Source organism: Micromonospora sp. NPDC048842 (assembly GCF_040649935.1).
GTDB lineage: Bacteria > Actinomycetota > Actinomycetes > Mycobacteriales > Micromonosporaceae > Micromonospora > Micromonospora hortensis.
Genome location: NZ_JBEZGK010000005.1, coordinates 63568 through 85358 on the forward strand (window position 1 = coordinate 63568; position 21791 = coordinate 85358).

The 21791-nt window shown below is 68.7% G+C and carries 14 protein-coding genes; 11 read left to right on the top strand and 3 right to left on the bottom strand.

Going from position 1 to position 21791, the window contains the following annotated elements; translation table 11 throughout:
• Window positions 1-28: 28 nt before the first annotated feature.
• A complete protein-coding gene (locus AB0C19_RS09180) occupies window positions 29-3577 on the bottom strand; it encodes a ThuA domain-containing protein (RefSeq protein ID WP_357181812.1) in 3549 nt (1182 codons plus the stop codon).
• A 519-nt stretch (window positions 3578-4096) separates the two neighbouring features.
• Between AB0C19_RS09180 and AB0C19_RS09185 the strand changes: the two genes are divergently transcribed.
• The 6 genes from AB0C19_RS09185 (at window position 4097) to AB0C19_RS09210 (ending at window position 12092) form a co-directional block, all read left to right on the top strand.
• Window positions 4097-5608, top strand: a complete 1512-nt coding sequence (locus AB0C19_RS09185) for a sugar ABC transporter ATP-binding protein (RefSeq protein WP_357181815.1) — start codon at window positions 4097-4099, stop codon at window positions 5606-5608.
• Complete coding sequence (locus AB0C19_RS09190) at window positions 5605-6576, top strand: ABC transporter permease (RefSeq protein WP_357181818.1); 972 nt, start codon at window positions 5605-5607, stop codon at window positions 6574-6576. Before AB0C19_RS09185 ends, AB0C19_RS09190 begins: the two co-directional genes overlap by 4 nt.
• A gap of 2 nt (window positions 6577-6578) precedes the next feature.
• Complete coding sequence (locus AB0C19_RS09195) at window positions 6579-7562, top strand: ABC transporter permease (RefSeq protein ID WP_091401048.1); 984 nt, start codon at window positions 6579-6581, stop codon at window positions 7560-7562.
• Window positions 7563-7575: 13 nt separating this feature from the next.
• On the top strand, window positions 7576-8760 hold the full coding sequence (locus AB0C19_RS09200) for a substrate-binding domain-containing protein (protein ID WP_357181821.1): 1185 nt from the start codon (window positions 7576-7578) through the stop codon (window positions 8758-8760).
• Window positions 8761-8766: 6 nt separating this feature from the next.
• A complete protein-coding gene (locus tag AB0C19_RS09205) occupies window positions 8767-9618 on the top strand; it encodes a sugar phosphate isomerase/epimerase family protein (protein WP_357181824.1) in 852 nt (283 codons plus the stop codon).
• Window positions 9619-9698: 80 nt separating this feature from the next.
• On the top strand, window positions 9699-12092 hold the full coding sequence (locus tag AB0C19_RS09210; protein ID WP_357181827.1) for an RICIN domain-containing protein: 2394 nt from the start codon (window positions 9699-9701) through the stop codon (window positions 12090-12092).
• 66 nt (window positions 12093-12158) lie between these two features.
• Here AB0C19_RS09210 and AB0C19_RS09215 read toward each other — a convergent pair whose 3' ends face one another.
• Together AB0C19_RS09215 and AB0C19_RS09220 are read right to left on the bottom strand one after the other, a co-directional pair.
• Window positions 12159-13169: a family 43 glycosylhydrolase gene (locus AB0C19_RS09215; protein WP_357181830.1), complete on the bottom strand. Its 1011-nt coding sequence runs from the start codon at window positions 13167-13169 to the stop codon at window positions 12159-12161.
• A 19-nt stretch (window positions 13170-13188) separates the two neighbouring features.
• Window positions 13189-14214 carry a LacI family DNA-binding transcriptional regulator gene (locus AB0C19_RS09220; protein ID WP_357181833.1) on the bottom strand — a complete coding sequence of 342 codons (1026 nt, stop codon included), beginning with the start codon at window positions 14212-14214 and terminating at the stop codon, window positions 13189-13191.
• A gap of 372 nt (window positions 14215-14586) precedes the next feature.
• Between AB0C19_RS09220 and AB0C19_RS09225 the strand changes: the two genes are divergently transcribed.
• The 5 genes from AB0C19_RS09225 to AB0C19_RS09245 all read left to right on the top strand — a co-directional run bounded on the left by AB0C19_RS09225 (window position 14587) and on the right by AB0C19_RS09245 (window position 21619).
• Window positions 14587-15942, top strand: a complete 1356-nt coding sequence (locus tag AB0C19_RS09225) for an extracellular solute-binding protein (RefSeq protein WP_357181837.1) — start codon at window positions 14587-14589, stop codon at window positions 15940-15942.
• Complete coding sequence (locus tag AB0C19_RS09230) at window positions 15939-16892, top strand: sugar ABC transporter permease (RefSeq protein ID WP_357181839.1); 954 nt, start codon at window positions 15939-15941, stop codon at window positions 16890-16892. Before AB0C19_RS09225 ends, AB0C19_RS09230 begins: the two co-directional genes overlap by 4 nt.
• Window positions 16889-17713 (top strand): carbohydrate ABC transporter permease, encoded by an 825-nt coding sequence (locus tag AB0C19_RS09235; protein WP_124860646.1) that lies wholly within the window; start codon window positions 16889-16891, stop codon window positions 17711-17713. The genes AB0C19_RS09230 and AB0C19_RS09235 overlap by 4 nt, the downstream gene beginning before the upstream one ends.
• A 3-nt stretch (window positions 17714-17716) precedes the next feature.
• The gene (locus tag AB0C19_RS09240; RefSeq protein ID WP_357181844.1) at window positions 17717-18871 is read left to right on the top strand and encodes a serine hydrolase domain-containing protein; all 1155 of its coding nucleotides are present in this window, start codon (window positions 17717-17719) and stop codon (window positions 18869-18871) included.
• A 387-nt stretch (window positions 18872-19258) separates the two neighbouring features.
• Window positions 19259-21619, top strand: coding sequence for a glycoside hydrolase 43 family protein (locus AB0C19_RS09245; protein ID WP_357181846.1), 2361 nt, complete (start codon window positions 19259-19261; stop codon window positions 21617-21619).
• Window positions 21620-21791 lie beyond the last annotated feature (172 nt).

Sequence of the window (21791 nt, forward strand, 5' to 3'; positions counted from 1 at the left end):
GTCATCTGTTACCGCGACAGCCGTGGGGTCACACTGCGGTGAACCGCCACTGCTGGTTGGCGGCGCTGTGGCAGGTCCACTGCAACAGTCGGGCGCCGTCGGTGGTGGCAGCACCGTTGACGTCCACGCAGAGGCCGCTCAGCACACTCTTCACCGTGTACACGCCGGAGGTTCCAGTCGCGGTGGCGGTGAACTTCTGCTGGTTGCCGTTGTTGCAGGTGGCCTGCTGGAGGAAGGCACCCGCCGCGGTCGAACTGCCGACCACCTCGACGCACTTGCCGCTGTGCACCGCCTTCAGGTAGAGCGCGCCGTTACCGGCGTCGACGGCCTGCCACCTCTGGTTGTTGGCACCGGTGTTCGCCCACTGGGTGATCTGGGCGCCGTCGGCGGTGGAGACACCGCTGACGTCCATCAGCTTGTTGCTGTGCTGCGCCGTGACCGTGTAGGTCTTGCCCGCCAGGCCACCGCCGGTACCGGTGCCGGGTGTCCCGACGCCGTTCCCGCCGAAGGTGTGCGAGTCCAGATCGAACGAGTTGCTGCTGTTCTTGAACACCATGTAGAGCGTCTGTGTCCCGCTGAGCGCGGCGACGCTCACCGGAGTCGTTGACTGGTAGTTGTCCCAGCCGCCCGTATTGGGCACCGTGGTGGTGGCCAGCAGGGTGCCGGTCGGCGAGCCGGCGCGCAGCTCGATCGAACCGCCGCCGGAAGGCGACGACACCCGGTAGCTGACCGTCGAGATGCCCGACAGGTTCATCGGGCTGAACGCGATCCAGTCGTTGGTGGAGATGTCACCGATGCGCTTGGTGCTCTCCGCGGCGGCCTGGTCGACGACCCGGATGCCGGACTGGCTGCTGAAGTACTCGGACTGCTTGTGCTTCGGTTGCAGGATCGCCTGCGCGGTGCCGGTGAGCGGGGACCCGCCTCCCGAGCCGCCGTTGTCGGTGTACCGCGCGTTCAGCACGTAGAACAGGTTGGCGCCATCCGGGTGACCGCCGAGCAGGTCGGTGGAGATGGTGCCCGAGCAGCCCGGGTACTCCGTGGTCTCGTGCGCGTGGTCGTCGTGACCCAGCGCCGGATTGAGGATGACCTTCGAACAGTCGACAGTGCCGCCGTCCGGATCGGTCACGGTGATCTGGTACGACACCTTGTCGCCGAAGGTCAGCATGCCTCCGTTGCCCGGTGTGGTGATGGTGACCACCGGGGCGCTGTTGCCGACGGTGATCGGGACGTTGGCGAAGCCGGTCTTGCCGGTGCTGTCGGTGACCTTCAACTGGGCCGTGTAGTTGCCGTTGGAGGTGTACGTCTTCGACGGGTTGGCCGCCGTCGAGGTGGTGCCGTCGCCGAACGTCCACAGGTAGCTCAGCGTGTTGCCGTCCGGGTCGGACGTGCCCGCGCTGCTGAACTGGACGGTCAGCGGCGAGGAGCCGCTGGTGGGTGTGCCGGTGGCCTTGACGATCGGTGACCGGCCGCCCTGGATGTAGTCGATCCGGTAGAGCCCGGAGTCGCTGTTGCCGCCACCGAAGTTGGTGCCCCACTCCAGCAGGTAGAGCGAGCCGTCCTTGCCGAACTCCATGTCCATCGGCTTGTTGAACCCACCGCTGGGCAGGAACGGGTTGGTGCGGGTCACCGCCGTGGAGGAGTCGAAGTGCACCTCCTTGATGTAGTTGCGCGACCACTCGTAGAAGAAGTGCACGCCGTCGTAGTAGGGCGGGAACTTCGTCTGGGACGGGTTCGACGCGTCGTACCGGTAGACCGGGCCGCCCATCGGGGCGGAGCCGCCGGAGCCCAGCTCCGGGAAGGTCGTCGAGGTGGGGTAGCCGTACCAGATGTTCGGCATGACGACCGGCTTCAGACTGGTCAGGCCGGTGTTGTTCGGCGAGTTGTTGACAGGCGCCGAGCAGTTGAACTTCGAGCCGACGGCGCCGGTGTCCGGGTTGAACGGCGCGTAGGGCTGGTTGTTGCCGTGGCAGAACGGCCAGCCGTAGTTGCCGGGCGTCTTGATCACGTTGAGCTCGACCAGGCCCTCGGGGCCGCGGTTGGTGGTGGGCGGGTTGCGGTCCGGTCCGTAGTCGGCCAGGTAGACCCAGCCGGTGGCCGCGTCGATCGAGAACCGGAACGGGTTGCGGAAGCCCATGGCGTAGATTTCCGGCTTGGTCTGCGCCGTGCCCTGGGGGTAGAGGTTGCCGCTCGGGATGGTGTAACTACCACTGGCCCCGGGACGGATACGCAGCAGCTTGCCGCGCAGGTCGTTGGTGTTGCCAGCGGTCCGGGCGGCGTCCAGGTTGGACTTGCCCGAGCGCCAGTCCAGCGGGGCGTAGCCCTGCCAGTTGGGGTCGAGGTTCGGCGGCGTGTCGTCGCCGGTGCCGATGTAGAGGTTTCCGTCCGGGCCGAACTCGATGTAACCGCCGGTGTGGCCGGGCTCCGGGAACGTCCGGTCGCGGTAAGCCGGGATGTCGATGATCGTCACCCCGCTGGACGTGTTCAGCGTGTCGCCGCTCATCGTGAAGCGGGAGACCCGGTTGACGTCGGTCGAGCTGCTCGCCGGCGAGTGGTAGAGGTACACGTACCCGTTGGTGGCGAAGTTGGGGTCCAGCGCCATGCCGGTGAGGCCGTCCTCACCGCCGGTGTAGACGCTCAGCGTGCCGGCGGTCACCGTGCTGTTCGTGGAGGGCTTGAAGATCTTCAGCTGCCCGCCGCGCTGGGCGTAGAACACGCGCCCGTCCGGGGCCACGGCCATCGCCATCGGGTCGACCGTGTTGTCGTCCAGGGTGCGCTTCTCGAAGTTGCCCCAGACGGTGCCGCCGCAGTCGCCGGCAGCGTTCCCGGCGGCCCACTTGATGCCACCGAGGACGTGGTTCTGGAAGTTCGTCTCGCTGTAGGAGGCGATCGCGTGGCCCATCGCGGTGGCCCACACCCGCCCGCCGCCGGTGTCCCGACACCAGGAGATCGGGTGGTCCGGGCCCATCGCCCGGGATCCCGGGTTGTAGGTGCGCTCGTCGGCGGTCACCAGGACGTGCACCTTGCCGCGCGGGTTGGCGTCGAAGTTGTACCACTCCTCGCTGCGGGTCCACCGATCCGGCAGGCTGGCCGTCGACGGGTGCTTCTTGTCGGCGACGATGGCGGTGCCCTGCAGCACGCCGGGGGAGTGCTCGGGCATGTGGGCGCCGCCGTTGATGGTGTTGTCCCACCACGGGTACTCGGACTCGATGCCCATGTCGGTGGCGTTGTGGACCGCCACGATGCCCTTGCCGCTGGCGAGGTAGCCCTCCACCGCCTGGCGTTGGGCGGCCGAGGTCCAGACCATGCCGGAGGTCTGGAGCATCACGATCACGTCGAAGGTCGCCAGGTTGGCGGCGGTGAAGACGCTCGAGTCTTCGGTCGCCACCACCTCGAAGTTGTTCGCGGCGGCCTGCTGCTGGACCATGGCGATCGCGGCGGGGATCGAGTCGTGCCGGTAGCCGGTGGTCTTGCTGAACACCAGGGCGCGGAAGGCCGGGGCGGCCGACGCGGGTGGAGCGAGTCCGAGCGCCAGTAACAGACCGGCGATCACTGAGATGAGCAATGTGTTACGACGCATGCCGTCTCCTAGTTGGGCGGGCGTTGGGATTGCGGACACGGGTCCTACGACGCGTCAGGTTGACCTGGACACGCGAGGGACACGGGCGCGCTGGTCTGTCCTCATGCCGTTCGCCGCAACGGCAGTCAGACCTGCGGGACGTCACACAGCGTGATGGTGGCTGTGGTTCTCGTCCCGTGGTCCACGAGGTCAGGATGAGCTAGAGATCGAAGACTGTCAATGCACGAAGTAACGTCCGACGTCCTGCCCGGTGGACGGCGGTCGCGCTCGGCCCCCTTGACGCGGCACCGCCTGCCGATCGCGACCCGGCCTGGCGGTCGGGCTTGATCGAGGATTGCGGACCCGCATCCAAACATCTATCTTCATACGTGTGATGTTTCGCCGGTGTCAAGGAAATGTTTGCAACGCAAGAACGTAAGTCCTCGTTGTTGGCACGAAAGCTTGTTGTTCGGCGCCTCGAAGCCGCCGTAGTGTGGCATTTAATCATGTCGATGACTACTGTCTGTGAGGGCTTTCGGGATGTCAGATCCGCCGCCGACGCCACTTCTCACCCTTCGGGGCATCGGCAAGTCCTTCCTCGGAGTCCGCGTCCTCGACGACGTCGACCTCGATGTCGCACCGGGCGAGGTGCACGCCGTGGTCGGTGAGAACGGCGCCGGGAAGTCGACCCTCATGAAGATCGTCTCGGGCGGGTACGCCCCGGACGGGGGCACTGTCGAGTTCGCCGGTGCGACGCGCACGTTCCGTGGCCCGCGCGACGCGCAGCGGGCCGGCATCGGCATCATCCACCAGGAGTTCAACCTGCTCCCGGAGCGCACCGTCGCCGAGAACGTCTACCTGGGGCACGAGCCGGTCCGGCGCGGGCTCGTCGATCGTCGGGGGATGCTCGACAGCACCACGCGGCTGCTCGCCTCGATCGGCGAGACCACCTTGCCGGCCGACGCCCGGGTGGGGCAGTTGGGTGTCGCACAGCAGCAAGTCGTCGAGATCGCCAAGGCGCTCGCCCTGGACGCGCGGCTGCTCATCATGGACGAGCCGACCGCCGCGCTGGCCGACCACGAGGTCGAGTTGCTCTACGGGCTGGTGCGTCGACTCCAGGAGCGGGGCATCGGGCTGCTGTACGTCTCACACCGGCTCGCCGAGGTCTTCGACCTGTCCAGTCGGATCACAGTGCTCAAGGACGGCCGTCGTGTCACCACAGTGGACACCGCTGACACCACCGCCGACGCGTTGGTGCGGCACATGGTCGGCCGGGAACTGTCCAGCTACTACCCTGACCGGGCCGTCCCGGAGGACCGGGGCCCGGTGCGGCTCAACCTTCGCGACGCGGGAAACCGGAAGCTGCGAGACGTCAACCTCCAGTTGCGCGCCGGCGAGGTGCTCGGCATCGGTGGCCTTCAGGGCTCTGGACGCTCGGCGCTGGCCCGCGCGATCTTCGGGGTGTCGCCGTTCACGACCGGCGACGTGACGCTCGACGACCGGCCGATCCGACTGCGCTCACCCCGCACCGCCATGCGGGCCGGCATCGCCTACGTCACCGAGGACCGCAAGGGTGAGGGGATCGTCCCCCGGCAGTCGGTGCTGGACAACGCGCTGCTCGCCAGCCGGGCCGTCTTCGCCGCCCGGTCCGGCCGGGCCGCGAGGACCGCCCGCGTACGCGAGCTGCTGGCCGCCGTGGAGATCCGCGGCGCCGGCGACGACCAGGAGATCCGCTTCCTGTCCGGCGGCAACCAGCAGAAGGTCGTGCTGGCCCGATGGCTCGCGCTCAACCCGCGGATCCTGCTCTTCGACGAGCCGACCCGGGGCATCGACGTGGGCGCGAAGTCAGCCATTCACGACCTCGTCCGCCGCCTCGCCCGTGACGGCGCGGCCGTGCTGATGATCTCGTCCGATCTACCGGAGCTGCTGGGGATGAGTGACCGGATCGTCGTCATGCGGGATGGCCACGTCGCGGGCGAGCTGCCCGCCGGCGCGACCGAGGAGGAGGTCGTCGCGTTGGCGGTCGGCACCGTGCGGGAGACCGTCCAGTGAGCGCACTGTCGCTGCTGCCGGCCCGGCGTTCCGTACCGGGCGTGTTCGTGGCCCTGACCCTGACCCTGACGATCGGCTGGCTGGTCGTCCTGCTCGACGGGGGTCAGCTCTTCAACCAGTCCACGACGGTGAGTCTGCTGCATGTCGCCGCCGGCCTCGGGCTGGTCGCGGTGGGCCAGACCCTGGTCATCCTGGGGGGCTCGCTCGACCTCTCGGTGGCGTTCGTGATCAGCCTCAGCACCCTCGTCGCGGCCGAGACGATGAACGGCAGCGACGGCGCGGTGCTGCCGGCGATCGGCCTGGTGCTTGTCGTCAGCGCCGGCGTCGGGCTGCTCAACGGGCTCCTCGTCACCAGGTTCCGGGTCAACGCGTTCATCGCGACCCTCGGCGTCGGGCTGCTGCTCAAGGGTTACCTCGACAACGGCTACGACGGCCCGGCCGGCACCACAGCACCCTCACTGGTGCAGGCGCTCGGTTATCAGCGCGTCGGTCCGGTGCCGGTGTCGTTCCTGCTGCTGATGGCGGTCACCGCGGCGGCCTGGTTCGCGCTCTCGCGGACCCGCTTCGGCCACCACCTGGTCGCCGTCGGCGGGGATCCGGAGGTGGCCCGGCTCTCCGGCGTCCGCAACGACCGGGTCCTCATCACCGCCCACATGCTGTGCTCGATGTGCGCGGGGCTCGCCGGCATCTACCTCGCCAGTCGGCTCGGCTCGGGCGCTCCGCGCGTCGGCACCGAGGGCCTCTACGACCTGGAGTCGATCGCCGCGGTAGTGATCGGTGGTACCGCCCTCGCCGGTGGGCGCGGCGGCGTCATCGGCACTGTCGGCGGGGTGCTGCTGCTGGCCAGCATCGACGCCATCTTCAACCAGCTCGAGGTCGACGCCTTCTTCAAGCAGGTGATCCGGGGCGTCATCATCATCGCCGCGGTCGCCGTCTACGCCCGCCGGGCCATGCGAAAGGCGGCCTAGCCATGCAGACCGTCCAGCCCCGTTCCCTGCCGCTGCGTCTGCCGCGGGTTCGTCCCGGCGGCGTCCTGCCGATCCTCGCGATCCTCGCGGTGCTGTTGGTGCTCGTCGGCATCCGGCAGCCCGACTTCCTGGCCCCGCAGTCGCTGATGTCCTTCCTCGGTCGTTCGGCGCCGATCATCCTGCTCGCCGCCGGCCAGTACTTCGTGATCGTGTCCGGCGAGTTCGACCTCTCGGTCGGTTCCCTGGTCACCGCTCAGGTGGTGGTCGCCGCCCGGCTGATCGACAGCGACCCGGCGCGTACCTGGCCGGTGGTGCTGCTCCTGCTCGCCTTCGGCGCCCTGGTCGGGCTGGTCAACGGCCTGATCACGACACGGCTGCGGGTGCCGTCGTTCATCACCACCCTCGGCATGTTCCTGATCCTCGTCGGCGCGGTCTACCTGTGGTCCGACGGCGCTCCGAAGGGCGGGCTCTCCGAGGAGTTCCGGCGGTTCGGCCGGCGGGCCTTCGAGGACGTGCCGGTGCTGGGCCGCGTGCCGTACGCGCTGCTGGTCCTTGTGGTCCTGGCGGTGGCGGCCGTGCTGCTGATGCGCTCCGATTTCGGCCGGACGTTGGTCGCCGTCGGCGACAACCCACGCACCGCCGAGCTCAGCGGCGTACGCGTGTGGCGTACCCGGACCTTCGCCTTCATCCTCAGCGGACTCGCGGCGGCGGTGGCGGCCATCCTGCTGGGCGGCTACAGCGGCGTGTCGTTCCAGGCCGGCGCGGGCCTGGAGTTCGGTGCGATCACCGCTGTCGTCCTCGGCGGGGTGGCGCTCGGCGGGGGTCGCGGCGCGGTCGTCGGGGCGATGCTCGGCGCGCTGACCCTTGAACTGCTGTTCGCCCTCATGAATTTCTACGGCGTCTCCGGCGCCCTCAGGTCGACCGTCCAGGGCGGCATCATCCTGCTCGCCGTGGCGGTCTCGGCAACGCGTTCTTCTTCGAGATAAAGGGGAAACCATAGTGCGACGATCCATGGCGGCCATTGCCGCTGTCACAGTACTGTCCCTCGCCGCCTGTGCGACCGACGAGCCGGCCGCGAGCCCGTCGGGTAGTGCGTCCGCCGCCGCCGGGTCCGGCACCGGGGACCAGTCGAAGTTCTTCGTGCAGGCCGACTACGACGCCGAGCTTGCGCTGCTCGACGCGGCACCGACAGGCCCGGCCGACAAGCCGTGGGAGCAGGTGCTCAACCCGACGATGGTCGACACCGCCAAGTTCAAGAAGAGCGGCCCGCACAAGATCTGCTTCTCGAACGCGGCCCTGAACAACCCGTGGCGGCAGGTCGGGTTCAAGACCATGCAGGCGGAGGTCGAGGCGCAGAAGAGCCGCATCAGTGAGTTCGTGCACGTCGACGCCGAGGGCAAGGACCAGAAGCAGATCGCGGACATCAACGATCTGCTCGGCAAGGGCTGCGACGCGCTCATCGTCTCGCCGAACACCACCGCCACGCTCACCCCGGCCGTCGAGGCGGCCTGCAAGGCCGGGCTGCCGGTCGTCGTCTTCGACCGTGGTGTCAACACGAAGTGCCCGGTGACGTTCATCAACCCCATCGGCGGTTACGGGTTCGGCCACGTCGGGGCCGAGTTCGTCAGCCAGAAGATGAAGCCCGGCGGCAAGGTCCTCGCCCTGCGGATCCTGCCCGGCGTCGACGTCCTGGAGACCCGCTGGTCGGCGGCGAAGGTGGCGTTCGACAAGGCGAAGGTCGACGTCGTCGGTGTCGAGTTCACCGATGGTGACCCGGCCAAGACCAAGAAGATCGTCGACGACTACATCCAGCGGTACGGCACCATCGACGGGGTCTGGATGGACGCCGGAGCGGTGGCCGTCGCGGCGGTCGAGGCGTTCCAGGACGCGGGCAAGCCGGTTCCGCCGATGAACGGTGAGGACCAGCTCGACTTCCTGAAGATCTGGAAGGACAAGAAGCTCACCGCCATCGCACCGACCTACCCGACCTACCAGTGGCGTACGCCGGTCATCGCCGCGCTGCGGATCCTCGACGGCCAGCAGGTCTCCAGCCCGTGGAAGCTGCCGCAGCCGACAGTCACCCAGGACAACCTGGACCAGTACCTCGACGCGGGCATGCCGCCGCTGCACTACGCGATGTGCGGCTGCACCGACCTGCCCGGTTACCCGCAGCGCTGGAAGTAGGGCCTGATGTACGCCATCGGCGTCAACCCCTGGGTCTGGGCCTCGCCGGTCGACGACGAGGCCCTGGCCGAGCTGATCCCGCGGATCGCCTCGTTCGGCTTCGACGCTGTCGAGTTGCCGATCGAGCAGCCCGGCGACTGGGACCCGATCCGTACCCGGGACCTGTTGGCGGCGCACGGCCTCGTCGCCGCCGGCGTCTGCGCGGTCACCTCGCCGGGGCGGGAACTGGTCGACGCTCCACCAGCGGTCGTCGAGTCGACGGTGGCGTACCTCAAGGGTTGCGTGGCGAGCGCGGCGGCCGTCGGCGCTGGATGCGTCGGCGGTCCCGCGTACGCCTCGGTCGGCCGCACCTGGCGGATGTCGCCGGCGGCTCGGGCGGCCTGCTACGCGGACTTCCGGCGGGCCCTGGCGCCGGTTGCCGACCAGGCCGGCGAGGTGGGTGTGAGCATCGGTGTCGAGGCGTTGAACCGCTACGAGACGAGCGTCGTCAACACGATCGAGCAGACGATCGAGTTGATCGACGGGCTACCGTCGAACGTCGGCATCATGATCGATACCTATCACATGAACATCGAGGAGGCCGACCCCTACGCGGCTCTCGCGGTCGCTGGCCCGCACATCAAGCACGTGCAGGTCAGCGGCACCAACCGGGGCGCTCCCGGTGCTGACCACTTCGACTGGCCCCGCTTCTTCGCCGTCCTGCGGGACACCGGCTATCAGGGCGCGATCTGCATCGAGTCGTTCACCGCGGAGAACGATGCGATCGCCACCGCTGCGGCGATCTGGCGTCCGTTGGCCCCCTCGCAGGACCGTCTCGCCACGGACGGCCTGCGCTATCTCCGGGAGATCCTCGGATGACCGCCTCGACCCGCCACCCCCGCGCTGGTCGAGGCCGTTCCGCCACCCCCACCCCGTTCTCACGTCAGGAGCACCGTCCCGTGTCCTCGTCCCTTCCGGCGCTGCGCCGACTGCTGGCCGGCGCCGCCGCGTCAGCGGTGACCGCAGTGGTCGCGGTAACCGCCTCGGCGTCCCCGGCCCTCGCGGCCACCACCACCCTCTACGCGTCACCCTCCGGCACCGGCACCACGTGTTCCGCCAGCCAACCGTGTTCGCTGACCGCCGCCCAGACCGCGGTGCGGGCGATCAACAGCGCGATGTCCGGTGACATCGTCGTGGAGTTGGCCAACGGCGCGTACCGCCTCTCGGCGCCGCTGCGGTTCACAGCGGCCGACTCGGGCAACAACGGCTATCAGGTGATCTGGCGGGCGGCCTCCGGCGCACGTCCGACGGTCACCGGCGCCCGCGCTGTCACCGGTTGGTCGCTCGTCGACTCCGGGAAGAACATCTGGCGGGCCAACGTCGGCGCCGGGCTCGACTCCCGTCAGCTCTACGTCAACGGGGCCGTCGCCACCCGGGCGCGCACCGCTGTGAACCGCTCCGACTTCACCTTCACCACGTCCGGCATGCGGTTCACCAACGGCGCGCTCAACTACCTGAACAACCTCGGCAACCAGAACCGGGTCGAGGTGGAGAGCGTCGGCTCGTTCACCGACCGGTACTCGCCGGTGCAGAGCATCAGCGGGAACTTCCTGACGATGCAGCAGCCGGCGTGGAACAACAACACCTTCGGGTTCGACACCCTTTCCAGCCCGCACCGCGCCGGTCCCTTCTACCTGACCAACGCGTACGAGTTCCTGGACTCGGCGGGGGAGTGGTACCTCAATCCCAGCAACGGCCAGCTCAACTACATCCCGCTCGCCGGACAGAACATGAGCTCGGTCAGCGTGGAGCTGCCGCAGTTGCAGTCCCTGGTGAACGTCGGCGGCACCTACGACGCGCCCGCGCACCACATCTCGTTCAGCGGGATCACCTTCACCGGCACCAGCTGGCTCGGCCCGAGCAGCAGCAACGGTTTCGCCGACCAGCAGACCGGCGCCCACATCACCGGCACCTGGTCCCGTCCGTCCGACGCGCTGACCTCCTGCCAGGCCGGCTGCCCCCAGTTCGAGGCCACCCGGCCGAACTGGAACCAGATGCCCGCCGCCGTGCAGGTCTCCGCCGCCAACACCATCAGCTTCAGCGACTCCCAGTTCGTCAACCTCGGGCAGACCGCGATCGGCATCGGCAACGACGCCAACGCCCACGCCAGCGGTGTCGGCCTGGGCGCCAACAACATCACCGTCACCCGCTCCGAGATCGCCCGCAACTCGGCCGGTGGCGTCGTGGTCGGCGGCGTGCGGGCCGACGCCCACCACCCCAGTGACCAGCGGATGGTCAACCGCAACGTCACCATCAGCAACAACAAGGTGCACGATCTCGGTCTGGAGTACCGGGGCGTCGTCTCGATCCTCACGACCTACGTGAACACCTCGCTGGTCTCGCACAACGAGGTCTACAACATGCCGTACACCGGCCTGTCGGTCGGCTACGGCTGGGGCGCCAACGACGCCGGCGGCAGCCAGCACTACGCGAACCGGGGTCTGTACAACTACCAGCCGCGCTACACCACGGCGACCACCGCGGCCAACAACCAGGTCATCGGCAACTATGTGCACGACGTCATGCAGCAGATGACCGACGGCGGGTGCATCTACTCGCTGTCGGCGAACCCGGGCGGGTTGATCGCCGAGAACTACTGCCTGCGCACCAACGGCTGGTTCGGGCTCTACTTCGACGAGGGCTCGCGCTACTACACCGCCCGCAACAATGTGTTCTCCTCCACCGGCACCTGGGCCACCGCCAACTACTGGTACGCGGAGAACATGGGCAACTACACAGTCACCAACAACTGGTCGACGAACAACAGCACGAACGTGACCAACGGCGACCGCGGCAACGTGGTCAACAGCAACGTCACGGTCAGCAACGGCAACTGGCCGTCGGGCGCGCAAACGGTGATCAACACGGCCGGCGTGCAGAGCGGTGGCAGCACCAACCCGACGAACGTGCAGATCGTGGGTGCCCAGTCGGGCCGGTGCGCCGAGATCGGCAACTCCAGCACCACCAATGGCACGCAGGCTCAGATCTGGGACTGCATCAGTAACGTCGCCAACCAGCGGTGGACCCACACTGCGAGCCGGCAGCTCATGATCTACGGCACCAAGTGCCTGGACGCCTCCGGCCAGGGCACCGTCAACGGCACGAAGGTGGTGATCTGGGACTGCAACGGTGGTGTCAACCAGCAGTGGAACATCAACTCCAACGGCACGATCACGGGCGTGCAGTCGGGTCTCTGCCTCGACGCGAACGGTGCTGCGACGGCGAACGGCACGAAGTTGATCCTCTGGGCCTGCAGCGGCGGCACCAACCAGCAGTGGCAGGTGCGCAGCTGATCCGGTAGCTGGACACCGACGGGTCCGGGTCGGGGCGACACACGCCTCGACCCGGGCCTGTCTGGTCTACCGCGCCTGGTTCGCCCTCGCCGGGTCCACTGTCAGCCCGGTCGCGGCCTGGTAGCGGACGGAGATTGGGTCGGTGAGTTCCCCGACGAACGTTCCGTCGACGTGGTCGAGGAAACCGATGAGGGACCAGTCGTGGGCGGGGCCGGGGACCAGCCGGGGCGCGTACAGGTGCGGGTGGGCGAACGGCTGGGCGGAGGCGATGTCCCACGGCCCGAGGGTGGTCTCGCCGGTCACCACCCAGATCCGGTGGTCGTCGCGCCGAGCGCTGCCGGTGGCCTCGGCGGAGAAGAGCAGCAGCGGCTGCCCGTCGACGACCGCTACCTGGGGCACCTCCAGGTGACCGAAGCCGGCCGGAGTCGACAACGGCGGCGCGACGGTCCAGGTGACGAGGTCGGTGGAGGTGGCGTGGCCGACGACGCCACGGGTGTCCGCCGGACCGGTGTTGGCGCGGGCGGTGATGAGCATGTGCCAACCCTCGCCGTCGGGGTCGGGAAACACCCACGGGTCACGCCACGCCTGCTCGTACCACAGCTCCTTGTCCAGCAGCTCGTACCAGGTGGGGTCCGCCTCGACGATCGGTTCGGTGCCGTGCCGGTGCCAGGTCATGAGGTCGTCGGAGACGGCCAGTCCGATGCGTTGGACGAGCCCGTCCTCGGCGTGACCGACCCCGGTGTAGAACAGGTACCACAGCCCGTCCGGCCCGCGGACCGTGCAGCCCGTCCAGGTCGCCAGGTCGTCCCAGCCGGGCGCGTCGGCGGGGACCACGGCGTCGGCGACCAGGCGCCACGAGCGCAGGTCCGCCGAGACGGCGTGGCCGATCGTGGCCCGGCGGTGGCGGCGGTGCGGGTCGTGCAGGGCGCGGGACGCGCGCAGGAAGAACACGTGCCAGAGGCCGTTGTCGTCCCGCGCGTACCAGCTGTCCCACACCCAGTGGTCGGGTAGGCGAAGCATGGTCGGAAACCTAGCACTAAACCGTTTTAGCGTCGGCCAACGCCAACCCGTCGGCACGGATCGGGACAGCCGGTGGTCAGCCGACCGGAGGCGCGAGGGACCGGCGTCGGCGCAGCGGCATCGGAACGAGCGAGGGTTCCGCGATGCCCCCGTCCAGGAGCAGCTCGACCGCTCGCCGCCCCATCTGCTCGTGCGGCAGCGCCGTGGTGGCCAGGCTCGGACGCAACCAGGCGGCGATCGGGTCGTCGTCGAACGAGATGACCGAGATGTCCTCTGGGACGGTCAGTCCCGCCTCGCCGAGTGCCTGGTAGGCCCCGAAGGCCAGCCGGTCGTTCATGCAGATGATCGCGCTGGGTCGCTTCGGCTTGCTCAGCAGGCTGCGCATGGCGGCGTACCCGTGCTCGGGCAACCACTCGGTGCAGAAACACTCGGCCAGGAGGCCGACCTTCGCCTCGTCCAGTGTCTGCCGGATGCCGTGCAGGCGGGCACTGGCGGCGAGGGAGACCTCCGGGTCGTCCTCCTTGAGTCGGTTGCGGCCGATCAGCGCTATCGCGTCGCGGTGGCCAAGCTCCAGCAGGGCGGTGGCGACGGAGCGGCCGGCCCCCTCGTCGTCGGGGACCACGCTGGGCAGGCCGTCGGGGCTGGTGGCGTTGAGCAGCACCACCGGGCCGCCGAGGATGGCCGCGGGCACCGTCAGCCGTCGGGTCGCCATCGCCGCGTAGATCACCCCGTCGACCTGCCGGTCCAGGACGGCCTCGATGGCGTACTGCTCGAAGGTGGCGTCGCCCTGCGTCTCGGTGATGAGCAGGACGTGGTCCCGTTCGCGGGCCGCGTCGAGGGCGCCGCGGATGAGGTCACCGGCGAACCGGGTGGTGGCCACGATGTCGGAGACGAACGCGATGGTGGCCGTCTTGCGGGTGCGAAGGCTGCGCGCGGCGAGGTTGGGCCGGTAGCCGAGCTCCTCGGCGGCGGCGAACACCCGCTGGTGCGCCTCGGCCGAGAGTCGGGTGCCCTCCCTGCCGTTGAGCACCATCGACGCGGCGGTCTTGGACAGCCCGGCTTTCCGCGCGACGTCGGCGAGTGTTGCTCTGTTGCGGCCCATCAGTCCTCCGAATCAGGCGCGGTGCCACAGGCGCCGCTCCCGCCCATCATGATGCGTCGCCGTCCGGGATCGAGCGCCGGTCACGTCGGCGTGGTGTGAACCCGACGTTTCCGCACCGTTGCCAAGTTGTCCTTGACAGCTCCCCGCGCCGCGCGCATGCTCTGCTAAATCAGTTTAGCGACCACTTCTGGTGCATCCAGAGGCGCCTTCGGTGGCCGTGCCGGGTTCTTTTCTGCTGACGGTACGGGTGCTGCGCCCGGGCGACAGGTCACGGCGTACGTGTCGTGGCGGTCGCGCGGTCGCGGTGGTCCCGGTGGAGCCGTCGCGCGGCCATGGGTCGCGGGACGCGTGGAGATGTCAAGGAGTCATGAAATGGCAGAATTACTGACAAAGTTTCCGCGACGGAGAACGCTGCTCCTGGCGTCGCTCCTGGCGGTCGGGATGACCGCGACGGCATGCAGCGCGCCGGGCGAGGACCGGTCGTCGACCCAGAAGTCCGATGCCGCCGTCAAGACGGAGCTGGGCACCGACCCGATCACCCTGGACATGTACGCGGAGACCGGCTTCCCGTTGGCCAAGGCGTTGGCCGACGAGTTCTCCAAGCAGCACTCGAACGTCAAGTTCAACATCCGCGAGGACCAGTTCACTGTGATCGTGGAGAACGCGCCCCGGGTGATGGCCTCGGACAACTCGCCCGACATCATCCGGCTCCCGACCATGGTCGACCTGGTCAAGGACGACCTGCTCAAGAACCTCGACCCGTACTTCACCGCGTACGGCTGGGACAAGTTCCCCGCCTCGCAGCTCATGCAGCTGCGCGTCGGCGAGAACACCCGGGGCACCGGCTCGCTGTACGGGATGGGGCTCGGCTACAGCGTCACCGGCGTGTTCTACAACAAGAAGCTGGCCAGCCAGATCGGCATGACCCAGCCGCCGACCACTGTCGCCGAGTTCGAGGAGCTGCTGGCCAAGGCGAAGACCGGCGGGGTCCAGCCGATCATGCAGTTCAACAAGAACACCGCTGGCATCAACTTCCCGCACCAGGCGCTACAGAACCAGTTCGGCGACCCGACCCAGGTCGCCGACTGGATCTTCCAGAAGCCGGGGGCCACGTTCGACACCCCGGCCGCCCTGAAGGCCACCCAGACCATCCAGAAGTGGGCCCAGGCCGGCTACTTCACAAAGGACGCGAACGCCCTCGACTACGCGGGCATGGTGGGGGAGTTCCAGAAGGGCAACGGCCTGTTCATGTTCAACGGCGACTGGGAGTCAGCCAACCTCGACAAGTCGATGCCCGGCAACGTCGGCTTCTTCCTCTTCCCCACCGAGTCTCCCGGTGGAAAGCACGTGGCGATGTCCGCCCCCAACACCTTCGGCGTCTCCGCCAAGGCCAAGAGCCCGGACGCCGCCGCGTACTTCCTGAACTGGGTGCACACCAACGCCAAGGCCCGCGAGATCTCGGTGACCGTCGGCGGCTCCAGCCCTGGCGGCCCGAGTGACCTGCCGGTGCCGAGCGCCGCCCCGAACACGGTGCTGGCTGAGACCCTGAAGGCGTCGCAGCAGCTCGGTGCGGAGAACGGCGCCGTGGACTTCACAGCGAACGCGACCGGCGGCATCTTCGCCGCCGCGATCACGCCGGAGATGCAGAAGCTGATCGCCGGTCAGCAGACGCCCGAGGGGTACGTGAAGGCGGTCCAGGCCGAGTATCAGAAGGAACTGTCCCGATGACGTCTGCCCTCGGCAGCGCACCAACCGGGCGCGACGATCGTCGTGCCCGCCCCACCCCGACGCGGGCCCACCGATTCCGGTGGGCCCGCGCGGCCGGGACCGGCTGGTTGTACGTCCTGCCCGCCCTGGTGATGTACGCGGTGTTCGTCCTGCGTCCGCTCGTCCTGACGCTCCAGTACTCGCTCTACGACTGGAACGGCATCGGGGTGGCCCGCTGGGTGGGCCTGGACAACTACCTCACCGTCTTCACCGACAGCGACCTGCTGAAAATCATCGGCAACGCGATGGTGCTGATCGTCTTCTTCAGCTTCATCCCTGTCGCGCTCGGGCTGTTGGTGGCAAGCATGGTTCGCCGGATCACCACCGGCGCGTTCGGCACCGTCGTCCGTACCATCCTGTTCCTGCCGCAGGTCATCCCCCTGGTGGCGGCGGGCATCGCGTGGAGCTGGCTGCTCTCGTCGAACGGTCTGGTCAACCAGGCGCTGCGCGCGGTCGGCCTGGGTGGCGTCGCCCGCGCCTGGCTCGGCGACTTCGACACGGCGCTGCCCGCCGTCGGCGTCATCGGGGCCTGGGTCCTGCTCGGTCTCTGCACGATCCTGCTGGTCACCGGCATGAGCAAGATCGATCCGGCGCTGTACGAGGCCGCCCGCCTCGACGGTGCCGGTCCGGTCCGCGAGTTCCTCGCCGTGACCCTGCCCAGCCTGCGCCAGGAGATCGGCGTCTGCCTCACCGTCACGATCATCGCGGCGCTGGCGAGCTTCGACATCGTCTACATCTCCACCAGCGGCGGCCCCGGCCTCCAGACCACAGTGCCGGGCCTGGAGATCTACCGGCTGGCCTTCTCGCAGCGGCAGGTGGGGCTCGCCTCTGCGCTCGCTGTCGTCCTCATGCTGCTCGTGCTGGCGTGCGTGCTGCCCATCCAGCGTCTGAGCCGAGGGGAGAAGCCGTGAACCTGAGTCGACGCGAACAGCTGACCGGCCGGGTCTTCCTGATCGCCCTGATCGTCGTCACCCTGCTGCCGTTCGTGAGCATGCTCTCGGCGGCGTTGCAGCCCCGGGGCACGGTGCCCAGCGGGCTCGAGTGGCCGTCCGACCCGCAGTGGGGGAACTTCGCCGACGCCTTCACCGCGGCGAACATGGGCGCCCTGCTCCGCTCGAGCCTGCTCATCGTGGCCGGTGTCGTACCGGTGTCGGTGCTCATCGCGACCATGGCCGGCTTCGGGCTCGGTCAACTGCGGGTGCCCGGTGGCCGACTCGTCTTCGGTCTCTTCCTGCTGGGTCTGACCCTGCCGTTCGAGGCAGTGGTCACGCCGCTCTACTACCAGATGCAGGACCTCGGCCTGCTCAACACCCGCTGGGCCATCATCCTGCCGCTGATCGGGCTGTACATGCCGTTCGCGGTGTTCTGGATGCGGGCCCACTTCACCAACGTGCCGGTCGAGTTGTCCGAGGCGGCCCGGGTGGACGGCAGCAGCACGTGGCAGTTGTTCTGGCGGGTCCAGGTGCCGCTCGCCCGGCCGGCGATCGCCTCGCTGACGATCCTGATGTTCCTCTGGACGTGGAACCAGTTCCTGCTCGCCATCGTCCTCGTGGACGACGCCACCAAACGCACAATGGCCGGGGCGCTCGGAGCGTTCCAGGGCCAGTGGGGCACCGACCTGGTGCTGCTGTGCGCCGGGTCGCTGCTGATCCTCACTCCGACCCTCATCGTGTTCCTGATCTTCCAGCGACAGTTCATCAAGGCCCTGATCCAAGGGTCAGTGAAGGGGTAGGCAGTGGTCACACAGCCGCAGATCCACGGCGACGTCGACGATCACTTCGGGCGTGTCGCCGACGTCTTCCGCGACAACTTCACCTCCCGGGGCGAGGTCGGCGCCGCGGTTACGGTCTACGTCCGGGGCCGCAAGGTCGTCGACCTGTACGGCGGGGTGGCCGATACCCGCACCGGCCGACAGTGGGACGCGCACACGCCGGTCGTCGTCTTCTCCTGCACCAAGGGGATCCTGGCGATCTGCGCCTACCTGTTGGCCCAGCAGGGCCGGCTCGACCTCGACGCTCCCGTGACGCGCTACTGGCCGGAGTTCGGACAGCACGGCAAGGCGGGCATCCCGGTGCGCTGGCTGCTCACGCACCAGGCAGGTCTGCCCGCTGTGGACCGCCCGCTGACCCTCGAGGAGGTGCTGGCGTGGGATCCGGTCATCAAGGCGATCGAGGCGCAGGCACCGCTGTGGGAGCCGGGTACGGCGCACGGCTACCACTCGATGACCTACGGCTGGCTGGTCGGGGAGGTGATCCACCGCATCACCGGCCAACTACCTGGCGCGTTCTTCGCCGACACCGTCGCGGGCCCGCTCGGCCTGCACACCTGGCTGGGGCTCCCGGCCGCCCAGAGCGACACCGTCGCCTGGGGCCTGGCACCGCCCCCGGACCCTGACCCGTTCGTGGACCCGGTGGCCGAACGGGGCATCACCATGGGCGGCGCATTCGCCTTCCCCGCCGACGCCGACGGCCTGGTCAGCTTCAACGACGACGCCATCCGGGCCGCCGGTGTTCCCGGCGCGGGCGCGGTGAGCACCGCCGAGGGCCTCGCGCGCCTCTACGCCGCCTGTGTGTCGAAACTCCACCGTGGACCGCTGCTCGCGGCGGCGTCGGTGGACGACGCGGTAGTGGTCCGCTCGCGTGGTCAGCAGCGGCACGGGCCGCCGGACACTGGGCAACGCTGGGGCACCGGCTTCCTGCTGCACTCGCCACCGGCCCGGCCCCTGCTGGGTGAGCGCAGCTTCGGCCACGACGGCGCGGGCGGGAACCTGGCCTTCGCCGACGCTGAGCATCAGGTGGGCTTCGGCTACGTGGTCAACCAGATGCGCGGGATGGGTGACGAGCGCGCTAACCGCCTAACGGCCGCCCTCCGCGCCTGCCTGACCGCCTGAGGCGCTCGAGCCGCCGCGCTCCCCGGTGATCATGAAGTTGTTACCGTCAATGACGGCGTGTCATGGCAACAACTTCATGATCACCGGGGTCGGAGCTGCGGTGTGACCGTCCACTGTGGAAGGCCGGCGGTGTTACGGGGATACTTCGGGCGCGTTTCATCGATAGTCTTGACAGGGGTTGTTAGCGATAACACGATGGCCTTCACGCCGCTCTCGCGTTTGGAGCTCGCCTTGGTCGTGTCGGTCCGCTCGCGTGTCCTGAACATCGCCCGCGCATCCGCTGTGAACAGCCTGAACGCCGCCGCTCGCCACGCCACCACCACGATGACCCGAGTGACGTCCACGGTGCTCTCGTATCGTCTCCGTTCACTGTGCGCGCTCGCATCCGTGGCCGTCCTCGTCGGCGCGGGCCTGGTGGCCACCCCCGCCGGAGCGCACGCCGCCGACGGATGGTCGCCCCGATCGTCGTACACCTCGACCGACACCGGTGCCGGCACCTACTCGGTGCCGCTGCTCAACGCCGACGTGCCGGACATCAGCGTCGAGCGGGTGCCAGCCGCCGAGAACGACGAGGGCCGCGACCTCTACTACATGATCAGCACGACAATGCACCTGAGCCCCGGTGCGCCGATCATGAAGTCGTACGACCTCGTCAACTGGGAGATCGTCAACTACGTCTTCGACCGGGCGAGCATCGGCGACTCCTTCTCACTGCGCAACGGCCAGAACTCGTACGGCCAGGGCCAGTGGGCGTCGTCGCTGCGCTACCACGACGGCACGTTCTACGCCGTCTTCAACACCAACAACCTCAGCGGGGCGTACCTCTACCGCACCGACGACATCGAGAACGGCCCGTGGCAGCGCACCGCCCTCGGCCGTGGTCTGCACGACCCGTCGCTCTTCTTCGACGTCGACGGCACGCCGTACATCTTCTACGGCTCCGGCGGCACCAGCGCCGTACGCCTCAACGCCGACCTGACCGCCATCGCGCAGGACTACCCGAACATCTTCACCGCCAACAACTACGCCGGGCAGCCGTTCATCGGCGGCCTGTTCGAGGGCGCGCAGGTGTACCACATCGACGGCTGGTACTACGCCGTCATCATCACGTGGCCGTCCGGTCAGGGGCGTCAGGTGGTCATGTTCCGGTCGAAGGACCTGCTCGGGCGCTACACCTCGGCCGGCGGGGTGAACACCTACGAGGCGCGCGGAGTGCTCAACTCCAACGGCTTCGCGCAGGGCAGCCTGGTGCCGATCAGCCGCGCTGGCGGTGGGACCGACTGGCACGGCATGTTCTTCCGGGACACGTTCCCGAACGGCCGGATCCCGGCGCTCATCCCCGCCACCTGGCAGAACGGGTGGCCGACCTTCGGCACCAACGGGGTCGTGCCGGTCAACGGCCTGTTCGACAAGCCGATCCGGCTCAGCCCGGCCGAGGAGCTGTTCGAGCGGCAGAAGAGCATCGTCGCCTCGGACGACTTCGCCAACGACGCGCCGCACAAGGCGTACCAGGACGAGCAGTGGACCGTCCCCGCGCCGCTCGACCCGGCGGAGATCGCTCCCAACGGCTCACGGCTGGACCTGGCGTGGGAGTGGAACCACGCCCCGGACAACCGATACTGGTCACTCACCGACCGCGACGGCTGGCTGCGGTTGACGGCCGGCAAGGTGGTCACCGGCCAGTACGTCTACACGAAGCTGTCCAACCGGGCCGAGCTGGCGTGGTTCGAGGAGGCACGCAACACGCTCTCGCAGCGGACGTTCGGGCCACGACAGTCGGTCCAGACCCGGATGGACGTCTCCGGGATGAAGAACGGCGACGTCGCGGGCCTGGCGGCCTACAACCGCGGATTCTCGTACGTGGCGCTCAAGCGCGTCGGTGACGTCAACACCCTCGGCGTCGTGAACCGGTCGCAGCCGTTCGCTGTCGACCTCGACCAGTCCACGCTGGAGAACTTCATCGCCGGCACGACGGTGTCGCTGGGCGATGCGACCGAGGTGCACGTGAAGGCGGACCTCGACTTCTCCTCGCCGGTGGGCCAACTGTGGACGACGTTCTACTACAGCCTGGACGGGGTCCAGTGGACCCGGCTGGGCAACCGGGTGGGCCCGCAGGCGCTCGACGGCAGCCTCGCCCACTTCATGGGCCACCGGGTGGGCCTGTTCAACTACGCGACCCAGGAGACCGGCGGCCACGTCGACTTCGACGACTACCTGCTCAGCGACGTGCTGACCGCGCAGGCCCGGCCGCTGGACACCACAGCCCTCGACGCGGCCATCGCCCACGGGCAGACACTCGACGCGCGCCACTACCCGGCCGACGCCTGGGCCGCGACGCAGTCCGCGCTCGCGGCGGCGACGTCGGCACGGGCCGGCCAGTTCGGCACCCAGAACCAGATCGACGCACCGGAGCGGGCACTCAGCTATCAACTGGCCCGACTCGGAGTGCTGGCGGCCCTGCCCGTGACGGCCACCGCCCAGGTGCGCTGCCTGAGCGGCAAGACGTACCTGGCGGTGCAGGCGCGCAACGACTCGACCGAGCCGGTCGAGATCACCCTGGAGACCCCGTACGGAAACCGGTCGTTCGCGGCCGTCGCGCCGGGAGCGAATGTCTACCAGTCGTTCAACACGCGTGCGGCGTCGGTGGCGGCCGGCTCGGCGACGGTCCGGGTCAGCGGCACCGTCGCCGCCCGGGACGTGACCACCGTCCACTCCGTGCAGCACCCCGCCAACGCCTGCGGCGGATAACTCCACCACGAGCCCTCGGCCCACCGACCAGCACCACCGGCGACCGGCCGGGCGGCGCGGCACAGCGGACCTGTCCCGCGCCGCCGGCCACTGTCGGACCGGTGGCGGCGGTCGACCCCTGATGTCCGGACCACCCACGGAAAGCGCACCCACCGATCCCCCGTACACCGAT